Below are 17,653 nucleotides of genomic sequence, written 5' to 3' on the forward strand. Positions count from 1 at the left end.
TGCTTTCAACGGGTCAGCCGGCGCGCAGGCGGTGGCCTTGAGCGTTGTCGTGCCTCGGTTCCCCCACTCTCAGCGCGCCGGGTCGCATGCCGTATCTGCGCATGATGGCCTTGCTCAAGGCGCTTTCGGACGCATACCCGACCTCGCTCGCGATCTTTGCGATCGGATCGGAGGTGCCGGCCAGCCGCTGACGTGCGACTGCCAATCTCAGATCGGAGAGGAACGTCATGGGAGCGACCCCTGCGCGTTTTCGAAAGGTGCGTACCAGCGTTGCCCGCGAAGAGATAGCGACCGCCGCCATCTCCTCGAGCGTCCAGTCCCGGGCTAGATCGTTGAGGATCGCCAACACCACACGCGCAGTCGCGCGGTCCCGCAACAGCGAAACCGCATTGTTTCCGGAGCCAGCATCTGCGAGATGCTCGCGGAGCATCATGACGAACAGGGCCCTTGCGAGATCGCCCGCGACTATCTCCGCCCCAACCCGTCCCGCATCCAGCTCTTCTCGGATGTCGATCAATAGGTGCCGAAACCGCTCCAGGAGCGGCTCTCCTGCCGTGCGCAGGACGATTTCATCGGGGAGGACTGCAATCAAGGGGTTCTCGTCCGACATCTCGAACAGGAACCGGCCACACAGGAATTCGGTGTCGGCCTGGGCGTCGACAGTCCTGCGCTGGCGAATGCCGTTCCTGATTTCGCTCGCGATCCTCGTTGCGATGCCGTCGGCCTGACTTCGCACCACGTGGCTGTCGCCGTGCGGCAAAAGCAGAATGTCGCCGGCGTCCAGCCGCTCCGGCCTCAGACCCGGCCTCTCGACCAGGCAGGAGCCCCGCGTGACCATGTGGAATTGTGCCCATCCCCGGCCATTCGGCGCGTGTAGCGACTCCCAGCTTCCGCCAAAGCGACAGGAGTCATCGATCACGGGCCGGATTCTCAACAGCGGCACCATCGCCTTCAACAGCTCGTCTGTCTCGGCTCCCGACATTCGGCACTCCTGATCCGCGTGGACATGACGTCGATCCGCCTGGCCATATGCGGAGCGGCAAGCGTCTCTAAATTGCAATCCAATCATCGAGTCATCGCGCGAACGAAGCGACCAATGCTCATGGCTTCTAACACAACCTAACGAGCAATTTTTCCAGTTCCCGGTCAATGTCACCGAATGAAAGCGGCGGGATTTCCGGAATGCACGATTACCGACGGGAGATCGTATGACGTCCGACACGAAGATCGAATCGTTGCCACGACCCGCGGACGTTTCCCGCCGCGGCTTCGTCGGAGGCTTGTCCGCAGGCATCCTGGCCGCCGCGAGCGAGCCAGCCCGAGCAGAGTCGCTGGCCGACGTCCCCGATCGCGGGCCCGGCGCCGATCTCGGCGCGCACAGCGAGCGGTCCCGCTTCGTCAAGCTCGATCGCATCCCTGAGGCCACGCCAGGCAAACGCAACGTCGACCCGAGCGATGCCATCAATTCCAAGACACCGCACCAGAAGCTGGTCGGCAACATCACGCCGACCGATTTGCATTACGAGCGCAGCCATTCGGGCGTGCCCGATATCGATCCCGCGCAGCATCGCCTGCTGGTCCACGGCATGGTGCAGAAGCCGCTGGTCTTCAGCGTCGAAGACCTGAAGCGGATGCCGTCGGTCACGCGCGTCGTGTTCATCGAATGCACCGGCAATGGATGGGAGAACTGGAAAAAGGCGGACCCTGACGTGACGGTGCAGAACACGCATGGCCTCGTCAGCACCAATGAATGGACCGGCGTGCCGCTCAAGTTCCTGATCGACCTCGTGACCAAGGACAAGGGCGCGCACTGGATGCTTGCGGAGGGCGGCGACGGCGCAGGCGTCGACCGCAGTATCCCCCTCACCGAGGAGATCGTGAACGAGGCTTTCGTCGCCTACGGGCAGAACGGCGAGCCGCTCCGGCCCGCCCACGGCTTTCCGATGCGGCTGGTGATGCCGGGCTTCGAAGGCAACCTCAACATCAAATGGCTGCGTCGCCTCAAGTTCGGCACGGCGCCCTGGATGACGCGTTGGGAGACGGCGCGCTACACACAGTTGCTTGCAAGCGGCAAGGCGCGGCAATTTCAGCTGCGGATGGAAACCAACTCCGTCATTACCCATCCCTCCGGCATGATGCAGATCCAGCCCGGCTACAACCGCATCTCGGGTCTCGCCTGGAGCGGTCATGGCAAGATCGCCAAGGTCGAGATCTCGACCGATGGCGCCAAGTCCTGGAAGCAGGCCCAATTGAGTCAGCCGGTGCTGTCGAAGGCCCAGGTGCGCTTCCAGATGGATTGGGTATGGGACGGCAAGCCGACCAAGATCGTCAGCCGCTCCACCGACGAGCAGGGGAACGTTCAGCCGGACCGGCAGTCTTTCATCGCCGCGATGGGAACCAATGCGCTGTTTCACTACAACGCCCAGCAGACCTGGAGCATCGATGAGGCCGGGAGGGTCCGCAATGTCCTCGCGTAACAAGCTGTTTCTGGCCGGCATCCTCACCGCCGGCGTGCTCTCCGCGCCCGCATCGGCGTTCGATTTCGGCCGTCCGGCAACGCCGGCCGAGATCAAGTTGTGGGACATCGACGTCGATCCCAATGGCAGAGGCCTGCCTGATGGCAGCGGCACAGTTGCGCAGGGCAAGCAGATCTTCGCCAGCTATTGTGCTGCCTGTCATGGCGACAACGGCCAGGGCGGCATCAAGGATCGCCTCGCCGGAGGCCAGGGGACGCTCGCGTCCAACATGCCGGTCAAGACCGTCGGCAGCTTCTGGCCCTATGCGACGACGTTGTACGACTACATTCATCGCGCGATGCCATACCCGACGCCGGGCTCGCTCAGCACCGACGAGACCTATGCCGTCACCGCCTACATCCTGAGCCTCAATGGCATCGTTCCGGCGGACGGCAAGGTCGACAAGGAGAGCTTGCCGAAGATCAGGATGCCCAACCGCGACGGCTTCACTCCGGAGCCAGAATTCGATCCCGCCAAGCTGTTCCGCAGGAAGTGAGCGGGCATGAAGCTTTCGGCACTGATCAGGATCCTCGCTCTGATCGTAGCGATATGTTCATGGGAGACACAGGCAATGGCCGCAGAAGGACTCATCAACATCAGGAGCAGTTTCGGGCCTGAAGACACCATGAAGCGGCTGGAGGCCGAAGTGAGAGCGAAGGGTCTCACCGTGTTCGCCCATGTCGACCACGCCGCGGGCGCCGCCGCGGTCGGCCTGCCGCTGCGCCCGACCGATCTCATCATCTTCGGCAACGCCAAGGGCGGCACCCTGTTGATGCAGCAGGCGCAGACCATCGGCATTGACCTGCCGCTGAAGGCGCTGGTCTGGCAGGACGAGCAAGGTGCGACCTGGCTGTCATACAACGATCCGGCCTATCTCGCGGGGCGTCACGGCGTCGGCGAGCCGGCGAAGGCCGCCGTCACCGCAATGACCGGGGCCCTGCACGCGATCGCAACCAAGGCAACCGCGCCGTAGCTTCACGAGAGATCCATGACCAACACAGACGGGCAACCGGCGCCGTCCGGCCCGCAACAGAGCAAGCTCGGCAGATGGCTGGTCATCGTGGTGCTGTGCGCGATGCTCGTTGGCGCCGTCGTGCTCGGCTATCTCGGCTGGGTCAGCACGGATATCGAGGTGCCGGCGGCAGGCTACCTCGCGCTGGTGCTCGGCGTCATGTTTTCGCTGGTCGTCGGAATCGGCCTGATGACGCTGGTGTTCTACAGCAGCCGCAAAGGCTATGACGAACCGGCGGTGCTGATCCCGGAGCCGGAGAGCGAATCGGAGAATGGACGCAGTGACCCGCAGTGACTGGCCGGGCCCGGGAGAGCGACGATACCCATCGTGCTCCTGTTTAGATTCCATGGACGGGTCGGATCAAGCTCATCTTGCGCGGCAGGATTTTCGACGCGGGTACGCGCATTGCACGCGGCTGTGATCGGCGGAACTCCATGCCGCCGGTAACGCGGCAGGTTCCCCCGCCGTACAGCCTACAGCGGACATTTCGTTCGCAAGTCAAAGAACGCGTAGCCGGGAGAAATCGTCACATGAACGGGTTCAACGTCGCCGAGAATGGCGAGGGTTCTTATCGTCCTCTTGCCATTCTTCGCTGGGTCATGGTGATCATCTTCGTGTCGTTCGGAATGCAGAAGTTCACGCTGCAATCGGCGCAGGGCATCGCCCAGTTCATCACGAACAGTCCGTTCATCTCCTGGCTGTCGGTGTTCGGCTTGAGGGGAGAGGCCTATTTTCTCGGTGTTTCCGAGTTCGTGATTGCGGCGCTGCTCGCAGCCGGCGCGTTCAGCCCGATCCTGTCTGCCCTCGGCTCGTTCATGGGTATCGTGACCTTCGCAATAACATGGTCGTTCTTCTTCACGACGCCCGGGGTCGTGACTTGGAGCCTGTCATCCGATCCGATGGCGTGGAATTTGACCGGCGAGTTCCTGTTCAAGGACATCGTCCTGCTGTGTGTTTGCGTCGTGCTGTTTCTCACCTCGCTGCCGCGATCGCTCGTTCGGCTGCGCACCGGCTGAGTCAGGCCGTCGAGGTCTTTTGCGAAGCGGGCCGTTGCCCGGGCTCAGCTTCGAGAATGGCAATCGTATCGGTTTCCAGCCCCCTGGGAGCCCTCACCGCCGGATGCTGTAAATCACGACATCCTCGCCGTGGCGGTTCGTGCTCCGCTCGAGAAGGTAGTTCGATTTCTCCAGCACGCGGCGGGATGCACCGTTCCCGACATGGACGATGCCGACGACGGACGTCAGCGCGAGCTGTGCCAGTCCGATGCGCGTCATCGCGGTCGCGATCTCACCGGCAAGTCCCCGGCCCCAGAGGTTGCGCGTGAATGCGTAGGCGATCTCGATCTCGTCGATGTCATCCACCAGGATGTGCCGGAGGCCCGCCCGCCCTGCAAACGCCCCGTCGCTCGTTCGCAGCGCCCACAGCCCAAAGCCATACCGGTCCCAATGCGCCATGTTGACGTCGAGATATTCCTTCGTTGTCTCGGCCGAGCGCACGCCGCCGAGATGACGGGACACCTCGGCATCGAGATGCAATGCGACGAGATCTGCGAGATCGGCCTCGCGCAGTCGTTCGGCGGTCAGTCGTTCGGTGACGAAGCGATCGATGGAGCCAGATGGATGCATTTCGAGAAGGTCGCCATGCCGTAGCGGGCCGATGATGCCATTATGCCGCTGTTTTGCCCGACGGCGCAAGCGGACTTAGGATAATCCGTAAGTCATTGATTTCACGACCCACGGTCTACTGTGCATGGGGTTGTTTTCGCAGTTTTGTTTTGGGGGATCATCCCGCGCCCAGCGCGACCGCGACATTGTACGTCACGAGGCTCGCCGCATAGGCCAGCACCAGCATGTAGGCGAAGGTCACGGCCATCCAGGCCCAGCTTCCGGTCTCGCGCCGGATCACGGCCAGCGTCGAGGCGCATTGCGGGGCGAACACGTACCAAGCGAGCATCGACAGGGCGGTCGCCAGCGACCATTTCGTCGCCAGCACCTGGCCGATCTGCTCGGCCGCCTCCTTGCCGCCCTCGATGGCGTAGACGGTGCCGAGGGCAGCGACCGCGACTTCGCGCGCCGCCATGCCCGGGATCAGGGCGACCGCGATCTGCCAGTTGAAGCCGACCGGCGCGAGCAGCGGGGCGAGCGCCTTACCGATCATCGCCGCCAGGCTGAAGTCGATGGCCGGCTCGGTCGCGCCCGCGGGCGGCTGCGGGAACGAGGCCAGGAACCAGATCAGCACCATCATCGAGAAGATCGTGGTGCCGGCGCGGTGCAGGAACATCTTGGCGCGCGTATAGACCCCGATCGCGATCGATTTCAGCCGCGGCATCTTGTAGTCCGGCAGTTCCAGCATGAACGGCGCCGGCGCAAAGTCGCGGATCATGAAGAACTTGATCACGAACGAGACGGCAAGCGCGCTGACGATGCCGGTGGCATAGAGGCCGAACATCACGAGCCCCTGGAGGTTGATGAAGCCCCAAACGTCCTTCGCGGGAATGAAGGCGGAGATGATCAGCGTGTAGACCGGAATGCGCGCCGAGCAGGTCATCAGCGGCGCGATCAGGATCGTGGTCAGCCGGTCGCGCTTGTTGTCGATCACGCGCGTCGCCATGATGCCGGGAATGGCGCAGGCAAAGCTCGACAGCAGCGGAATGAAGGCGCGGCCGTGCAGGCCTGCGCCGCCCATGATGCGGTCCATCAGGAAGGCGGCGCGCGCCATGTAGCCGAAATCTTCCAGCAGCAGGATGAACAGGAAGATGATGATGATCTGCGGCAGGAACACGATCACGCTGCCGACGCCCGAGATCACGCCGTTCTGGAGGAAGCTCTGCAGCAGGCCGCCGGGCAGGGTGTCGTGGACGAACTCGCCGAGGGCATCGAAGCCCGAATTGAGCAGGTCCATCAGCGGCTGCGCCCAGGCGAACACCGCCTGGAACATCACGAACAGGATCAGCGCGAGCACGATCAGGCCGCCGACCGGATGCAGCACCACCGCGTCGATCCGCGCGGTCCAGGTGTCGGGTCTGGCAGGCAGGCTGACGCAGTCGGCGATGATGCGGTCGGCCTCGCGCTGGGTGGCGCGCAATTCGCTGACGCTGAGCACGCGCCAGCTGTTCTCCTGCGGCTCGGCGAGCTTCGCCGAGATGTCGTCGGTCAACTGGAGCAGATCGGCCGTGCCGCCCTTGCGCACCGCGATCGAGGTGACCACGGGTACGCCGAGCTCCTTGGCGAGCCGCTCGACGTCGACGGTGATGCCGCGACGGCTCGCGATGTCGAACATGTTGAGCACGAGGATCATCGGCCGTCCCGTGCGCTTGAGCTCGAGCAGCAGGCGGATGGTCAGGCGCAGATTGGTGGAATCGGCGACGCACAGCACGAGATCGGGCACCGTCTCGCCGCTGGCCTTGCCGAGCACGAAGTCGCGAGTGATCTCCTCGTCCGGGCTGCGGCCGCGCAGCGAATAGGTGCCGGGCAGGTCGACCACCGAGACCTGGCGTCCCAGGGGGGTGACGAAGAAGCCTTCCTTGCGCTCGACCGTGACGCCGGGATAGTTCGCGACCTTCTGCCGGCTGCCGGTCAGGGCGTTGAACAGCGAGGTCTTGCCGCTGTTCGGCGTGCCCACCAGGGCGAGATGCAGCAGGGGGAGTTCCATGTAATCAGGGCCCGGATGAGGCGTCCCGTCGCGATCTAGGCGACGATGATGGCCATGGCTTCGCGACGGCGGACCGCGATGGTGATGCTGTCGACCCGTACGGCGATCGGATCGCGCCCGACCAGCCCCTCATGCAGGATCTCGACCCGGGCGCCCTCGACGAAGCCGAGTTCGATCAGGCGGCTTTCGAGCTCGACGTCCGAGAGCGCCGAGCCCGCCTGCTTGGCGGAAAGGTGCTGGATGACGCCGGTATAGCCGCGCTGGGCCAGACCCAGCGGCATGTGCGGACGCGTGTCAGTGGTGTCGGTCATGCCCTGTATTTTCAACGCAAGGCATTGAGGTCAAGCGCGCGTGCCCGCGGAAGCTGCACCTTAGAGTGATTTTAAAGTGTTGCAGCCGGGGTGCCGTCGTGGGCGCCCCGGAGGGCTACTGGGCCGGGACCTTGTCCGGCTGGGCGGCCATGGCGCGGCTCTTGAAGTAGTCCAGGACGAAGAGGCGGATCGCCGAAGACAGATTGCCTTGCTGGCGGTTGTTGTCGATCTCGCCGACCAGCTCGGACAACGTCATGTTGCGCAGGCCGGAGATCTCCTTCATGCCGTTCCAGAACGCCTCTTCCAGGCTGACGCTGGTCTTGTGGCCGGCGACGACGATCGACCGTTTCACGACGGGCGACTTCATGGCTGCTCCTCGTGATCGATCCGGTGCTGGTCCAGATGCTCCTTGGCCTGGTCCGCCCGCTTCTCCTCCGCCGAGCGGGCCGCCTTCGTGCGACCGAATTTCGCCCGGTTGGCGTCCGCCTGCTTCGCCGAGGCTTCCCGCTCGGCGCGCTTCCTGAATCGATTCAGGTTGATGACGTTCCCCATGCCGTGTCTCCATCATCCGATCCTCGCTAGGCAGGATGAAACATTCAGAAACAGGGTGCCGCGTTGCGCCCCGAAAGACTTGATCGCCATTCGCTCGTCCTCGTCAATCGGCCCATCGGGCCATCAAACGATGAATTTCGCCCGTCGAGGGCAGTAGAGCTGCGTAACACGCCGCTCCGCCGTAACATTGACGGTAATCAAATCCCTCCCCCAAAACCGCATATTTCTGGAGGGCCGAGGCTCCGTATCATTACGGATGGCTGTCGGAATTCGGAAATCTATCCCGGGCTGGTCATCTTCTCGGGGCGTACCAGACGGTCGAACTCGTCGGCCGAGACGAAGCCGAGCCGCAGCGCCTCCTCCTTCAGCGTGGTGCCGTTGGCATGCGCCGTCTTGGCGACCTTTGCCGCGTTGTCGTAGCCGATCTTCGGGGCCAGCGCCGTGACCAGCATCAACGAGCGCTCCATCAGCTCCTTGATGCGCTTTTCGTCGGCGCGGATGCCGCTGACGCAATGTTCGGTGAAGGAGCGTGCGGCATCCGCCATCAGGCGGATCGAGTGCAGCATGTTGTAGGCGAGCACGGGCTTGTAGACGTTGAGCTCGAAATGGCCCTGGCTGCCGGCGACGGTGATGGCGGTGTGATTGCCGAACACCTGGCAGCACACCATGGTCATCGCCTCGCATTGGGTCGGATTGACCTTGCCGGGCATGATCGAGGAGCCCGGCTCGTTCTCCGGCAGGATCAGCTCGCCGAGGCCCGAACGCGGGCCGGAGCCGAGCAGCCGGATGTCGTTGGCGATCTTGAACAGGCCGGTCGCGACCGAATTGATGGCGCCGTGCGCCAGCACATAGGCGTCGTTCGAGGCCAGCGCCTCGAATTTGTTGGCGGCGCTGGTGAACGGCAGCTTCGTGATGCGGGCAACATGCTTTGCGAACAGTTTTGCAAAGCGCGGCTTCGAGTTGAGGCCGGTGCCGACGGCGGTGCCGCCCTGCGCCAGCGGATAGAGGTCCTTCACCGCGACCTTGAGCCGGGCGATGCCGCTTTCGACCTGCGCGGCATAGCCGGAAAATTCCTGGCCCAGCGTCAGGGGCGTCGCATCCTGGGTGTGGGTGCGACCGATCTTGACGATCCTTGCGAACTCCTTCTCCTTCTTGCGCAGCGCACGCAGCAATTCGCCGAGGGCAGGGACGAGATCGGCATTGATGCGGCTTGCAGCCGCGATGTGCATCGCGGTGGGAAACGAGTCGTTCGACGACTGGCTCATGTTGACGTGGTCGTTGGGGTGCACCGGCTTCTTGGCGCCGAGCTCGCCGCCGAGCAGCTCATTGGCGCGGTTGGCGATCACCTCGTTGAGGTTCATGTTGCTCTGCGTGCCGGAGCCGGTCTGCCACACGATAAGCGGAAAATGATCGTCCAGCCTGCCTTCGATCACCTCGCGCGCGGCGCGGATGATGGCGCCCGCCCGGCGCCGGTCGAGCAGGCCGAGCTCGAGATTGGACTGCGCCGCAGCGAGCTTGACGATGCCGAGAGCATGAACCAGCGAGATCGGCATGCGATCGGTGCCGATGCGAAAATTCTGGCGCGAGCGTTCGGTCTGGGCCCCCCAATAGCGGTCGGCGGGGACCTCGATCGGACCGAAGCTGTCGGTTTCGATGCGGGTCGCGGAGCTTGAGGGGCGGGTCTTCTTGGCCATGAGCACATCCATTCCGCCGCGCGAAAGCCGCACGGCCATTTCATGTGCTTCTCTATATACGCAGTTTGGCTGCGTGCGACGGGCTCGAGGCCAACCTAGATCATTTCTTACGGAAACGATCGAGCCGCACGACTTCGGCGCCGCCCTGGCTCGGCGGGGTCGGCTCGTCGGCGGCTTCCGCTGTCTCGGTCGCAGGTGCCGGGACCGATACAGCCGACGGCGCGGGCGCTGCAGGCAAAGTCTCGGGCGCGACCTCGGCGACGTCGGAGGTGTCGAACTGGAGGCCGAACTTCACGGACGGATCGAGGAAGCTCTTGATGGCACTGAACGGCACCACCAGCCGCTCCGGAATGCCGCCAAAGGACAGGCCGACCTCGAAGCGGTCCTCGAGCACGGTCAGGTCCCAGAACTGGTGCTGGAGGATGATCGTCATCTCTTCCGGGTATTGCGCGAGCAGCCGCGGCGACAGCTTCACGCCCTCGGCCTTCGACACGAAGGTGATGAAGAAATGGTGCTCGCCCGGCAGGCCATGGGCCGCGGCATCGGTCAGCACCTTCCGCAGCACGCCGCGCAGCGCGTCGCGGGCCAGCACATCATATCGGATATGATCGGTCGCCATGGTGGTCCTGTTGCATCCCCGAAGCCGGACCCTGCCGGCCCGACTCGCCAAGCCGCGATAGTACCGCGCCTGACGGGTGAGCAGGAGTCCCCGCCGGGAAGAAATGAAAGAGTTAAGTGGAGGCTTCTGTTGCCAGGTGCCTCCGAACCCCGCCTAGCGGAGCTTAACCCGCTAGGACTTTAGAGTGGTCTTTCAAACTGCGTTACGCAGCCTGAGCAACCGGAGCAAAGTTGTCGTTGGCAACTATTGCAGTAGCCCGATAACGGCGGAACAATACCGGGAAAAAGTACGCCCTTTACGCCCTCGTCGATCCTATTTCGCCCCCGCCAAAGCCCGCTTCGGGACTGCCCGATGGTGGGCTTTGGTGGAGGCGCCGGGTACCGCCCCCGGGTCCGAATGGTTTATTGCGACGACCGTTTATTTCCATAGCCGGCGAACCGGCACTCCCAATATAGGACGCAAAGCTTTCGAAAAACAGGGGTTTCGAGCGGATTGGCTGCGGTTCCCTTTGGATAGGTTCCGGATCGTCTTGGCCACGGCGCGACCCTCGTTCTAAGCTCCTGCCATGTCTTCGGGTTCAGCACCGGCCGTCCAAGAGCCGGATCTCGCCACCGCACCGCCAAGTCTGGTCGCGCTGTTTCTGGCCTTCGCCAGGATGTCGCTGGCGGGTTTCGGCGGAGTCCTGGTGTTTGCCCGGCGAGCGATCGTCGAGCAGCACCGCTGGATGACGGCGGACGAGTTCAACGAAACCTTTGCGCTCTGCCACTTCCTGCCCGGGCCCAACATCGTCAATCTGTCGATGGTGTTCGGATCGCGGCTGCGCGGCATCGCCGGCGGCGTTGCCGCCTTTGCCGGGTTGTTGCTGCCGCCGACGCTGATCATGACGGCGCTTGCGATCGCTTACGCCCGTTTCGGCGATCTCGAGGTGCTGCGCCGCATCCTTGCCGGCATCTCCTGCGCGGCGGTCGGCCTCTTGATCGCCGTGGTCTTCCGCATGATGATGCCCCTGCTCAAGCGGGCGGATCCCTTCGCGGTGATCCTGATGCTCGGCGTGTTCCTCGCCATCGGCGTGCTTCGCCTGCCGCTCCAGGCGGTGCTGCTGATCGCGATCCCCATCAGTATCGGCCTCACTTATTTCCTGCGGCGGAAAGTAGCAGCATGACCGGCCACAGCCCGATCTGGTCGCTGATCTCCACCTTCGGTCTGATGTCGCTATTTGCCGTTGGTGGGGCCGCGGCAGCGGTGCCCGAGATGCACCGGATCGCGGTGGAGGTGAATCACTGGATGACCGACAAGCAGTTCGCGGACGCCTATGCGATCGCGCAGCTCTCGCCAGGTCCGAACGTGCTTATCGTGACGTTAATCGGCTATGCCGTGGCCGGCGTCCCCGGTGCGCTGGCGGCGACGCTGGCGATGTGCCTGCCGACGGCGCTGCTTGCCTATTATGTCAGCCGGCTCCTGAATCGCCCCAGCCAATCGCGCTGGCCCGGCCTGATCCAGGCTGCACTGGTTCCGCTCTCGATTGGTTTGATGGCGGCGAGTGCCCTGATCCTGGCCCAGTCCACCGATCGCAGTATTGCTGCATTGCTTCTGACCGCAATGGTTGCGGTGGTGGCATCCGTCTCGCGGGTCAATCCACTGTGGCTCCTGCTCGCCGGGGGCATGTTGGGTTTTGCTGGCATTGTGTGATGAAAATCGCTAGGCAGTGATCCGGGCGGGGGACCCAGTTCCAGCCGATTTAGAACAACAGTGCTCGTGACTTACGGTCGCGGAGGAGACAGGCATGGCCGAGACGATGGGCCGTTCAGCGACAGCCACCCGAAATACCCGGTTGGCGGTTGGCTTTTGTCTGCTGGCGATTGCGCCGCAGATCTTCGAATTGATCTGGTCGATCGGAACGATCTTCGGCTGGGGGGCCGGCCGCGGCCCGGTGACGGTGATCACCAGCCACGTGACGGCGCTGCTCGCCGGTGCGCCCAGTGCCATCTTCGGCTCGTTGGGCAGTGGCACCAAGAAGATGTCGTCCGAGGTGCTGCTGGCGCTGATCTATTCCTATCCGCTGTTCGTGGTGGCGATCCTCACGCTGTTCATGACGATCCGCTCGGCGCAAGACTATGTCGGCGGCGTCGTTCTCATGGCGCTTGCTCTATTCGCTTTGTGGGCAGGGAGCGACTTGCAGGGCATGCGGGGCTTCTCCTTCGGCGCGGGCACCGCGCCGCGCATGTTCGGCGGGCTGCTGGTTGCCTTGTCCGCCGGCATTGCCCTGACCGGTCTTCTCACCGATGGGCCGCCGATGGCCCATTACTCCTGGCGCGGACCGCTGTTCGTGGTGGCCGCGATCCTCTTCTTCGCCCTGTCGATTCGATCGCTCGGCCTCGTGGTTACGGCCTTTTCGAGCTTCATGATTGCAGCGACGGGCTCGCACGAGACGCGGTGGCTGGAAGCGGTGATCGTCGGCGCCTGCCTGACGGTCGGCTGCGCCATCCTGTTTCCCTACGTGCTCGGGCTGCCGATGCCGATGTATCCGCGTTTCCTGAACCAGTGAGGGCGTAATGGATATTTTTGCCAACCTCGCTCTCGGCTTCACCGTCGCCTTCTCTCCGATCAACCTCCTGATGTGCCTGATCGGCGCCCTCGTCGGCACGCTGGTCGGCGTGCTGCCGGGCATCGGCACCATTGCGACGGTCGCGATGCTGCTGCCGATCACCTTCGGACTGCCGCCGGTCGGCGCGTTGATCATGCTCGCCGGCATCTATTATGGTGCCCAGTACGGCGGCTCGACCACGTCGATCCTGGTCAACATACCCGGCGAGGCAACATCGGTCGTCACCGCCATCGACGGTCACCAGATGGCCAAGCAGGGCCGTGCCGGCCCGGCACTGGCGATCGCCGCGATCGGCTCGTTCTTCGCCGGCTGCGTCGCGACGGTCCTGATTGCCATCCTCGGTGCGCCGCTCACGAAGCTCGCGTTGGCGTTTGGCCCGGCCGAATATTTCTCGCTGATGGTGCTCGGCCTGATCTTCGCGGTCGTGCTGGCCAAGGGCTCCGTGCTGAAGGCGATCGCGATGATCGTGTTCGGCCTGCTGCTGTCGATGGTCGGCTCGGACATCGAGACCGGCGCCTCGCGCATGGCCTTCAACATTCCCGAGCTCGCCGACGGTCTCGGCTTTGCGACCGTGGCGATGGGCGTGTTCGGTTTTGCCGAGATCATCCGCAATCTCGACCATGGCGCCGAGATGAACCGCGATCTCGTGCAGCAGAAGATCACCGGCCTGATGCCGACCAGAAAGGATCTGCGCGATGCGACGCCGCCGATCCTGCGCGGCACCGTGCTCGGCTCGATCCTCGGCATCCTGCCTGGCGGCGGCGCCGTGATTTCGTCGTTCGCGGCCTATACGCTCGAGAAGAAGCTCGCCAAGAACCCGTCGCGGTTCGGTCGCGGCGCGATCGAGGGCGTGGCGGGGCCGGAGAGCGCCAACAACGCAGCGGCGCAGACCTCGTTCATCCCGCTGCTCACGCTCGGCATCCCGCCGAACGCGGTGATGGCGCTGATGGTGGGCGCGATGACGATTCACGGCATCGTGCCGGGTCCGCAGGTAATGCAGAAGCAGCCGGATCTCGTCTGGGGCATGATCGCTTCGATGTGGATCGGCAATCTGATGCTGATCATCATCAACCTGCCGCTGGTCGGCATCTGGGTGCGGCTGCTGCGCGTGCCGTACCGGCTGATGTTCCCCTCGATCGTGATCTTCTGCGCGATCGGCATCTATTCGGTGAACAACGCGCCGGTCGACGTCATCCTCGCAGGCGTGTTCGGTTTGGTCGGATATTGGCTGATCAAGCACGATTTCGAGCCGGCGCCACTGCTGCTCGGCATGGTGCTCGGACCGCTGATGGAAGAGAACCTGCGCCGTGCGCTGCTGATCTCGCGCGGTGACTGGAGCGTGTTCGTCACGCGCCCGTTGTCGGCGGTGCTGCTTGCGGTCGCGGCGAGCCTCTTGATCCTCACCGTGCTACCGGTGTTGCGCGCCAAGCGCGACGAGGTGTTCACGGAGTCCGAGAACTGAGGTCGCCTGCGCCTTGCGTCGGCTCGGGTCCTGCGTCGGCGTGCCGCATTCGAAAGTCGAATCGACTTGTGTGACGGCTTCGTGAAGTGAAAATGCCGGTCTCTTGGCCGGCATTTGTGTATAGCCAAGGGGACTACAGGGGATCGACATGACCTTTATTCGCGCGCTCGCGGGCGCATGTGCCGCGGCGCTCGCCTCGCTGGGCGCCTTTGTTACACCGGCCGAAGCGCAGACCTATCCGACGCGCAGCATCACCATGATCGTGCCGTTTGCGGCCGGCGGGCCAACCGACGTCGTCGCGCGCATCGTCACCTCGCACATGGCGCAGACGCTGGGACAAAGCATCATCATCGAGAACGTCGTCGGTGCCGGCGGCACCACCGCGACCACGCGCGCCGCGCGCGCGGCCAATGACGGCTATACGCTGATCACCGGGCATATGGGCACGCATGCCGCATCGGTGCCGCTCTATCCGAAGCTCGCCTACCATCCCGAGAAGGACTTCGAGCCCATCGCGCTGCTCGCGGGCACGCCGATCCTGATCCTCGCGCGCAAGGACTTTCCACCGAAGGACCTGAAGGAGTTCGTCGCCTATGTGAAGGCGAACGCCGAGAAGGTGAACGCCGCACATGCCGGCGTCGGCTCCGTGTCGCATGTCTCCTGCGAATTGCTGCACTCGATCCTCGACATCAAGCCGGTCGGTGTGCCCTTCAACGGCACCGGCCCTGCGATGAACGCGCTGGTGGCGGGCCAGGTTGATTACATGTGCGACCAGATCGTCAACGCCGTGCCGCAGATCAACGCCGGCACCATCAAGGCCTATGCGATCGCAACGCCGGAGCGCAATCCGTCGCTGCCGAACGTGCCGACGACGACCGAAGCGGGCCTGCCGAAGTTCCAGGCCCAGGCCTGGAACGCGATATTCGCGCCCAAGGGAACCTCGCCCGCGATCGTCGCCAGCCTGAACGCTGCGGGGGTCAAGGCGCTCGATGACGAGACCGTGCGCAAGCGCTTGCTCGAGCTCGGCAGCGTTATCCCAAGTGCTGCCGAACGGACGCCGGAATCGCTGGCCGCCCTCGTCAAGGGCGAGATCGCGAAGTGGACCCCGGTGCTCAAGCCGGCAACTTAGGCAATGCGATCAAGCTGATAGGCCGGAAGGGCGGGACGCAGGTTCCGCCCTTGTCGTTTGTGCCGGGACCGCTCATTTTTCCGGGTATAATCGCCACAGACAGCGAATCGCTGCTGTCGTAGCATGGGGGCGGCCGTTAACTTCGCCGCTTCCCCCAGAGGCTGCCGTCTTCCTAAGGTTTTTGGCACATGCACCAGTATCAGGACCTGCTCGAGCGGATTCTTTCCGACGGCGCCGAGAAGACCGACCGGACCGGTACCGGCACGCTTTCCGTGTTCGGCCACCAGATGCGGTTCAATCTGTCCGCCGGCTTCCCGATGCTGACCACCAAGCGGCTGCCGCTAAAGGCGATCGTGCACGAGCTGTTGTGGTTCCTGAAGGGCGACACCAACATCAAATATCTGCGCGACAACGGCGTCACCATCTGGGACGAATGGGCGGACGCCAATGGTGATCTCGGCCCGGTGTACGGCCATCAATGGCGCTCCTGGCCCACGGCCGACGGGCGCAGCATCGACCAGATCGCCAATGTCGTCGACATGATTAAGCGCACTCCCGATTCCCGCCGGCTGATCGTCACCGCCTGGAATCCGGCCGACGTCGAGAAGATGGCGCTACCGCCCTGCCACCTGCTGTTCCAGTTCTATGTCGCGAACGGCAAACTGTCGTGCCAGCTTTATCAGCGCTCCGCCGACGTCTTCCTCGGCGTGCCCTTCAACATCGCCTCCTATGCGCTGCTCACCATGATGGTGGCGCAGGTTACCGGGCTGAAGCCAGGCGACTTCGTGCACTCGCTCGGCGATACCCATCTCTATTCCAACCATCTGGAGCAGGCGAAGCTCCAGCTCACCCGCGCGCCGCGCTCGCTGCCGTTGATGCGTATCGACCCTGCTGTAAAGGACATCTTCTCCTTCCGCTTCGAGGATTTCGAGCTCGTCGGCTACGATCCGCATCCACATATTAAGGCGGAAGTCGCGGTCTAGCGCAGATGTCGTTGGCCATCCGTCGTGCCCAGGCTGGAGAAGCCGGCCTCGTTCTGTCCTTCATCCGCGAGCTTGCCGAATACGAAAAGCTCTCGCACGAGGTGGAGGCGACCGAGGCTGACATCAACGACGCGCTGTTCGGTGATAGGCCGCAACTCTATTGCGCGATCGCCGAATGGAAAGGTGAGCCGGTCGGCTTCGCGGTGTGGTTTGCGAATTTTTCCACCTTCAGCGGCCGCCACGGCATCTATCTCGAAGATCTCTATGTGCGGCCGTCGCATCGGGGCAGGGGCCTGGGCAAGGCGCTGCTGGTCTATCTCGCCAGGGAATGCATCGAGAACGGCTGGTCGCGCCTGCAATGGGCGGTGCTTGACTGGAACGCGCCGTCGATCGCGTTCTACAAGTCGCTCGGTGCCGTCATGATGGACGACTGGACGCTGTGCCGCGTCACCGGGCCTGCGCTGACGCGGCTTGCCGGGAACACGCCCTGATGGAGATCGTCTTCGTCGTTGCTATTGCGGAGAACGGCGTCATCGGCGCCGGCAGCGCCATCCCGTGGCGATTGAAATCCGACATGGCCCGCTTCAAGGCGCTCACGATCGGCAAGCCGGTGATCATGGGCCGCAAGACCTTCGAATCCCTGCGCCGGCCGCTGCCGGGCCGCACCAACATCGTGATCACGCGCGATGCGGCTTATCGTGCCGCTGGTGCCGTCGTCACGACGTCGGCTCCGGATGCGGAGGCGGTCGCGCGCGGCGATGCCCTGCGACGTTCGGTCACTGAGATCGCCGTGATCGGCGGCGCCGAGATCTATCGGCAATGGCTCGATCGCGCCGATCGTCTCGAAATCACCGAAGTGCATGCGCGGCCCGAAGGCGATACGCATTTCGACATCGACAAGGCCGGGTGGGAGGAGACGGCGCGCATACGTCATCCTGCCGGACCCGATGACAGCGCCGACTTCTCCTATGTGACATATCGTCGGCGGGCGGGCCATTAACCGCATTCGCCAATGTTTACATTGACTTTTTCGTGCCCGAGCATAGCTCGGAAGACGACCCGGGCTGCGTTGTAAGGGACCTGCCTGTCCCCTATAAAGCCGGACCGGAGAAAGCGGGC

At 63.8% G+C, this 17,653-nt stretch carries 21 protein-coding genes and 1 other RNA gene; 13 read left to right on the forward strand and 9 right to left on the reverse strand.

What is annotated here, in order from left to right:
- Positions 1–13 precede the first annotated feature (13 nt).
- A complete protein-coding gene (locus EDE08_RS16230; RefSeq protein ID WP_131869791.1) occupies positions 14–982 on the reverse strand; it encodes an AraC family transcriptional regulator in 969 nt (322 codons plus the stop codon).
- 226 nt (positions 983–1,208) lie between these two features.
- On the opposite strand from EDE08_RS16230, the gene soxC reads away from it, so the two are divergent.
- The 5 genes from soxC to EDE08_RS16255 all read left to right on the forward strand — a co-directional run bounded on the left by soxC (position 1,209) and on the right by EDE08_RS16255 (position 4,544).
- Positions 1,209–2,477 carry a sulfite dehydrogenase gene (gene soxC, locus EDE08_RS16235; RefSeq protein WP_131869792.1) on the forward strand — a complete coding sequence of 423 codons (1,269 nt, stop codon included), beginning with the start codon at positions 1,209–1,211 and terminating at the stop codon, positions 2,475–2,477.
- On the forward strand, positions 2,464–3,012 hold the full coding sequence (locus EDE08_RS16240) for a c-type cytochrome (protein WP_131869793.1): 549 nt from the start codon (positions 2,464–2,466) through the stop codon (positions 3,010–3,012). The genes soxC and EDE08_RS16240 overlap by 14 nt, the downstream gene beginning before the upstream one ends.
- A gap of 6 nt (positions 3,013–3,018) precedes the next feature.
- Entirely contained in the window at positions 3,019–3,489 is a 471-nt protein-coding gene (locus EDE08_RS16245; protein WP_131869794.1) for a DUF302 domain-containing protein, read from the forward strand.
- 15 nt (positions 3,490–3,504) lie between these two features.
- On the forward strand, positions 3,505–3,822 hold the full coding sequence (locus EDE08_RS16250; protein WP_131869795.1) for a hypothetical protein: 318 nt from the start codon (positions 3,505–3,507) through the stop codon (positions 3,820–3,822).
- Positions 3,823–4,058: 236 nt separating this feature from the next.
- Positions 4,059–4,544: a YkgB family protein gene (locus EDE08_RS16255; protein ID WP_131869796.1), complete on the forward strand. Its 486-nt coding sequence runs from the start codon at positions 4,059–4,061 to the stop codon at positions 4,542–4,544.
- 93 nt (positions 4,545–4,637) lie between these two features.
- Here EDE08_RS16255 and EDE08_RS16260 read toward each other — a convergent pair whose 3' ends face one another.
- The 8 genes from EDE08_RS16260 to ssrA all read right to left on the reverse strand — a co-directional run bounded on the left by EDE08_RS16260 (position 4,638) and on the right by ssrA (position 10,836).
- Positions 4,638–5,135: a GNAT family N-acetyltransferase gene (locus EDE08_RS16260; RefSeq protein ID WP_165935972.1), complete on the reverse strand. Its 498-nt coding sequence runs from the start codon at positions 5,133–5,135 to the stop codon at positions 4,638–4,640.
- Positions 5,136–5,310: 175 nt separating this feature from the next.
- Entirely contained in the window at positions 5,311–7,179 is a 1,869-nt protein-coding gene (gene feoB / locus EDE08_RS16265; protein ID WP_131869798.1) for a ferrous iron transporter B, read from the reverse strand.
- A gap of 35 nt (positions 7,180–7,214) precedes the next feature.
- Positions 7,215–7,490 (reverse strand): FeoA family protein, encoded by a 276-nt coding sequence (locus EDE08_RS16270; protein ID WP_061879324.1) that lies wholly within the window; start codon positions 7,488–7,490, stop codon positions 7,215–7,217.
- 115 nt (positions 7,491–7,605) lie between these two features.
- The gene (locus EDE08_RS16275) at positions 7,606–7,857 is read right to left on the reverse strand and encodes a ribbon-helix-helix domain-containing protein (protein ID WP_025038043.1); all 252 of its coding nucleotides are present in this window, start codon (positions 7,855–7,857) and stop codon (positions 7,606–7,608) included.
- Positions 7,854–8,042, reverse strand: coding sequence for a DUF4169 family protein (locus EDE08_RS16280; RefSeq protein WP_028177109.1), 189 nt, complete (start codon positions 8,040–8,042; stop codon positions 7,854–7,856). Before EDE08_RS16280 ends, EDE08_RS16275 begins: the two co-directional genes overlap by 4 nt.
- A 278-nt stretch (positions 8,043–8,320) precedes the next feature.
- Positions 8,321–9,748, reverse strand: a complete 1,428-nt coding sequence (gene fumC / locus EDE08_RS16285) for a class II fumarate hydratase (protein ID WP_131869889.1) — start codon at positions 9,746–9,748, stop codon at positions 8,321–8,323.
- 88 nt (positions 9,749–9,836) lie between these two features.
- Positions 9,837–10,355 carry an SspB family protein gene (locus tag EDE08_RS16290; protein ID WP_131869799.1) on the reverse strand — a complete coding sequence of 173 codons (519 nt, stop codon included), beginning with the start codon at positions 10,353–10,355 and terminating at the stop codon, positions 9,837–9,839.
- Positions 10,356–10,470: 115 nt separating this feature from the next.
- Positions 10,471–10,836: a transfer-messenger RNA gene (ssrA, locus tag EDE08_RS16295) on the reverse strand.
- Between the two features lie 84 nt (positions 10,837–10,920).
- Between ssrA and EDE08_RS16300 the strand changes: the two genes are divergently transcribed.
- The 8 genes from EDE08_RS16300 to EDE08_RS16335 all read left to right on the forward strand — a co-directional run bounded on the left by EDE08_RS16300 (position 10,921) and on the right by EDE08_RS16335 (position 17,534).
- The gene (locus EDE08_RS16300) at positions 10,921–11,517 is read left to right on the forward strand and encodes a chromate transporter (protein WP_131869800.1); all 597 of its coding nucleotides are present in this window, start codon (positions 10,921–10,923) and stop codon (positions 11,515–11,517) included.
- Positions 11,514–12,044 carry a chromate transporter gene (locus EDE08_RS16305; RefSeq protein WP_131869801.1) on the forward strand — a complete coding sequence of 177 codons (531 nt, stop codon included), beginning with the start codon at positions 11,514–11,516 and terminating at the stop codon, positions 12,042–12,044. The genes EDE08_RS16300 and EDE08_RS16305 overlap by 4 nt, the downstream gene beginning before the upstream one ends.
- A gap of 94 nt (positions 12,045–12,138) precedes the next feature.
- Entirely contained in the window at positions 12,139–12,900 is a 762-nt protein-coding gene (locus EDE08_RS16310; protein ID WP_131869802.1) for a tripartite tricarboxylate transporter TctB family protein, read from the forward strand.
- Positions 12,901–12,907: 7 nt separating this feature from the next.
- A complete protein-coding gene (locus tag EDE08_RS16315) occupies positions 12,908–14,422 on the forward strand; it encodes a tripartite tricarboxylate transporter permease (protein WP_131869803.1) in 1,515 nt (504 codons plus the stop codon).
- A gap of 148 nt (positions 14,423–14,570) precedes the next feature.
- Positions 14,571–15,551 (forward strand): tripartite tricarboxylate transporter substrate binding protein BugD, encoded by a 981-nt coding sequence (locus tag EDE08_RS16320; protein ID WP_131869804.1) that lies wholly within the window; start codon positions 14,571–14,573, stop codon positions 15,549–15,551.
- A gap of 188 nt (positions 15,552–15,739) precedes the next feature.
- Positions 15,740–16,534: a thymidylate synthase gene (locus EDE08_RS16325; RefSeq protein ID WP_131869805.1), complete on the forward strand. Its 795-nt coding sequence runs from the start codon at positions 15,740–15,742 to the stop codon at positions 16,532–16,534.
- Between the two features lie 5 nt (positions 16,535–16,539).
- Positions 16,540–17,025 (forward strand): GNAT family N-acetyltransferase, encoded by a 486-nt coding sequence (locus EDE08_RS16330; RefSeq protein ID WP_131869806.1) that lies wholly within the window; start codon positions 16,540–16,542, stop codon positions 17,023–17,025.
- Positions 17,025–17,534, forward strand: a complete 510-nt coding sequence (locus tag EDE08_RS16335; RefSeq protein WP_131869807.1) for a dihydrofolate reductase — start codon at positions 17,025–17,027, stop codon at positions 17,532–17,534. Before EDE08_RS16330 ends, EDE08_RS16335 begins: the two co-directional genes overlap by 1 nt.
- Positions 17,535–17,653 lie beyond the last annotated feature (119 nt).

Origin of the sequence: Bradyrhizobium sp. R2.2-H, from assembly GCF_004346455.1 — a bacterium.
Classification (GTDB): domain Bacteria; phylum Pseudomonadota; class Alphaproteobacteria; order Rhizobiales; family Xanthobacteraceae; genus Bradyrhizobium; species Bradyrhizobium diversitatis.

Coding starts and splice junctions, on each gene's coding strand:
- feoB (WP_131869798.1), bottom strand. CDS start 7,179: ATGGAACTCCCCCTGCTGCATCTCGCCCTGGTGGGCACGCCGAACAGC.
- EDE08_RS16290 (WP_131869799.1), bottom strand. CDS start 10,355: ATGGCGACCGATCATATCCGATATGATGTGCTGGCCCGCGACGCGCTG.
- EDE08_RS16330 (WP_131869806.1), top strand. CDS start 16,540: ATGTCGTTGGCCATCCGTCGTGCCCAGGCTGGAGAAGCCGGCCTCGTT.
- fumC (WP_131869889.1), bottom strand. CDS start 9,748: ATGGATGTGCTCATGGCCAAGAAGACCCGCCCCTCAAGCTCCGCGACC.
- EDE08_RS16245 (WP_131869794.1), top strand. CDS start 3,019: ATGAAGCTTTCGGCACTGATCAGGATCCTCGCTCTGATCGTAGCGATA.
- EDE08_RS16305 (WP_131869801.1), top strand. CDS start 11,514: ATGACCGGCCACAGCCCGATCTGGTCGCTGATCTCCACCTTCGGTCTG.
- EDE08_RS16255 (WP_131869796.1), top strand. CDS start 4,059: ATGAACGGGTTCAACGTCGCCGAGAATGGCGAGGGTTCTTATCGTCCT.
- EDE08_RS16275 (WP_025038043.1), bottom strand. CDS start 7,857: ATGAAGTCGCCCGTCGTGAAACGGTCGATCGTCGTCGCCGGCCACAAG.
- soxC (WP_131869792.1), top strand. CDS start 1,209: ATGACGTCCGACACGAAGATCGAATCGTTGCCACGACCCGCGGACGTT.
- EDE08_RS16310 (WP_131869802.1), top strand. CDS start 12,139: ATGGCCGAGACGATGGGCCGTTCAGCGACAGCCACCCGAAATACCCGG.
- EDE08_RS16250 (WP_131869795.1), top strand. CDS start 3,505: ATGACCAACACAGACGGGCAACCGGCGCCGTCCGGCCCGCAACAGAGC.
- EDE08_RS16270 (WP_061879324.1), bottom strand. CDS start 7,490: ATGACCGACACCACTGACACGCGTCCGCACATGCCGCTGGGTCTGGCC.
- EDE08_RS16315 (WP_131869803.1), top strand. CDS start 12,908: ATGGATATTTTTGCCAACCTCGCTCTCGGCTTCACCGTCGCCTTCTCT.
- EDE08_RS16300 (WP_131869800.1), top strand. CDS start 10,921: ATGTCTTCGGGTTCAGCACCGGCCGTCCAAGAGCCGGATCTCGCCACC.
- EDE08_RS16335 (WP_131869807.1), top strand. CDS start 17,025: ATGGAGATCGTCTTCGTCGTTGCTATTGCGGAGAACGGCGTCATCGGC.
- EDE08_RS16320 (WP_131869804.1), top strand. CDS start 14,571: ATGACCTTTATTCGCGCGCTCGCGGGCGCATGTGCCGCGGCGCTCGCC.
- EDE08_RS16240 (WP_131869793.1), top strand. CDS start 2,464: ATGTCCTCGCGTAACAAGCTGTTTCTGGCCGGCATCCTCACCGCCGGC.
- EDE08_RS16280 (WP_028177109.1), bottom strand. CDS start 8,042: ATGGGGAACGTCATCAACCTGAATCGATTCAGGAAGCGCGCCGAGCGG.
- EDE08_RS16325 (WP_131869805.1), top strand. CDS start 15,740: ATGCACCAGTATCAGGACCTGCTCGAGCGGATTCTTTCCGACGGCGCC.
- EDE08_RS16230 (WP_131869791.1), bottom strand. CDS start 982: ATGTCGGGAGCCGAGACAGACGAGCTGTTGAAGGCGATGGTGCCGCTG.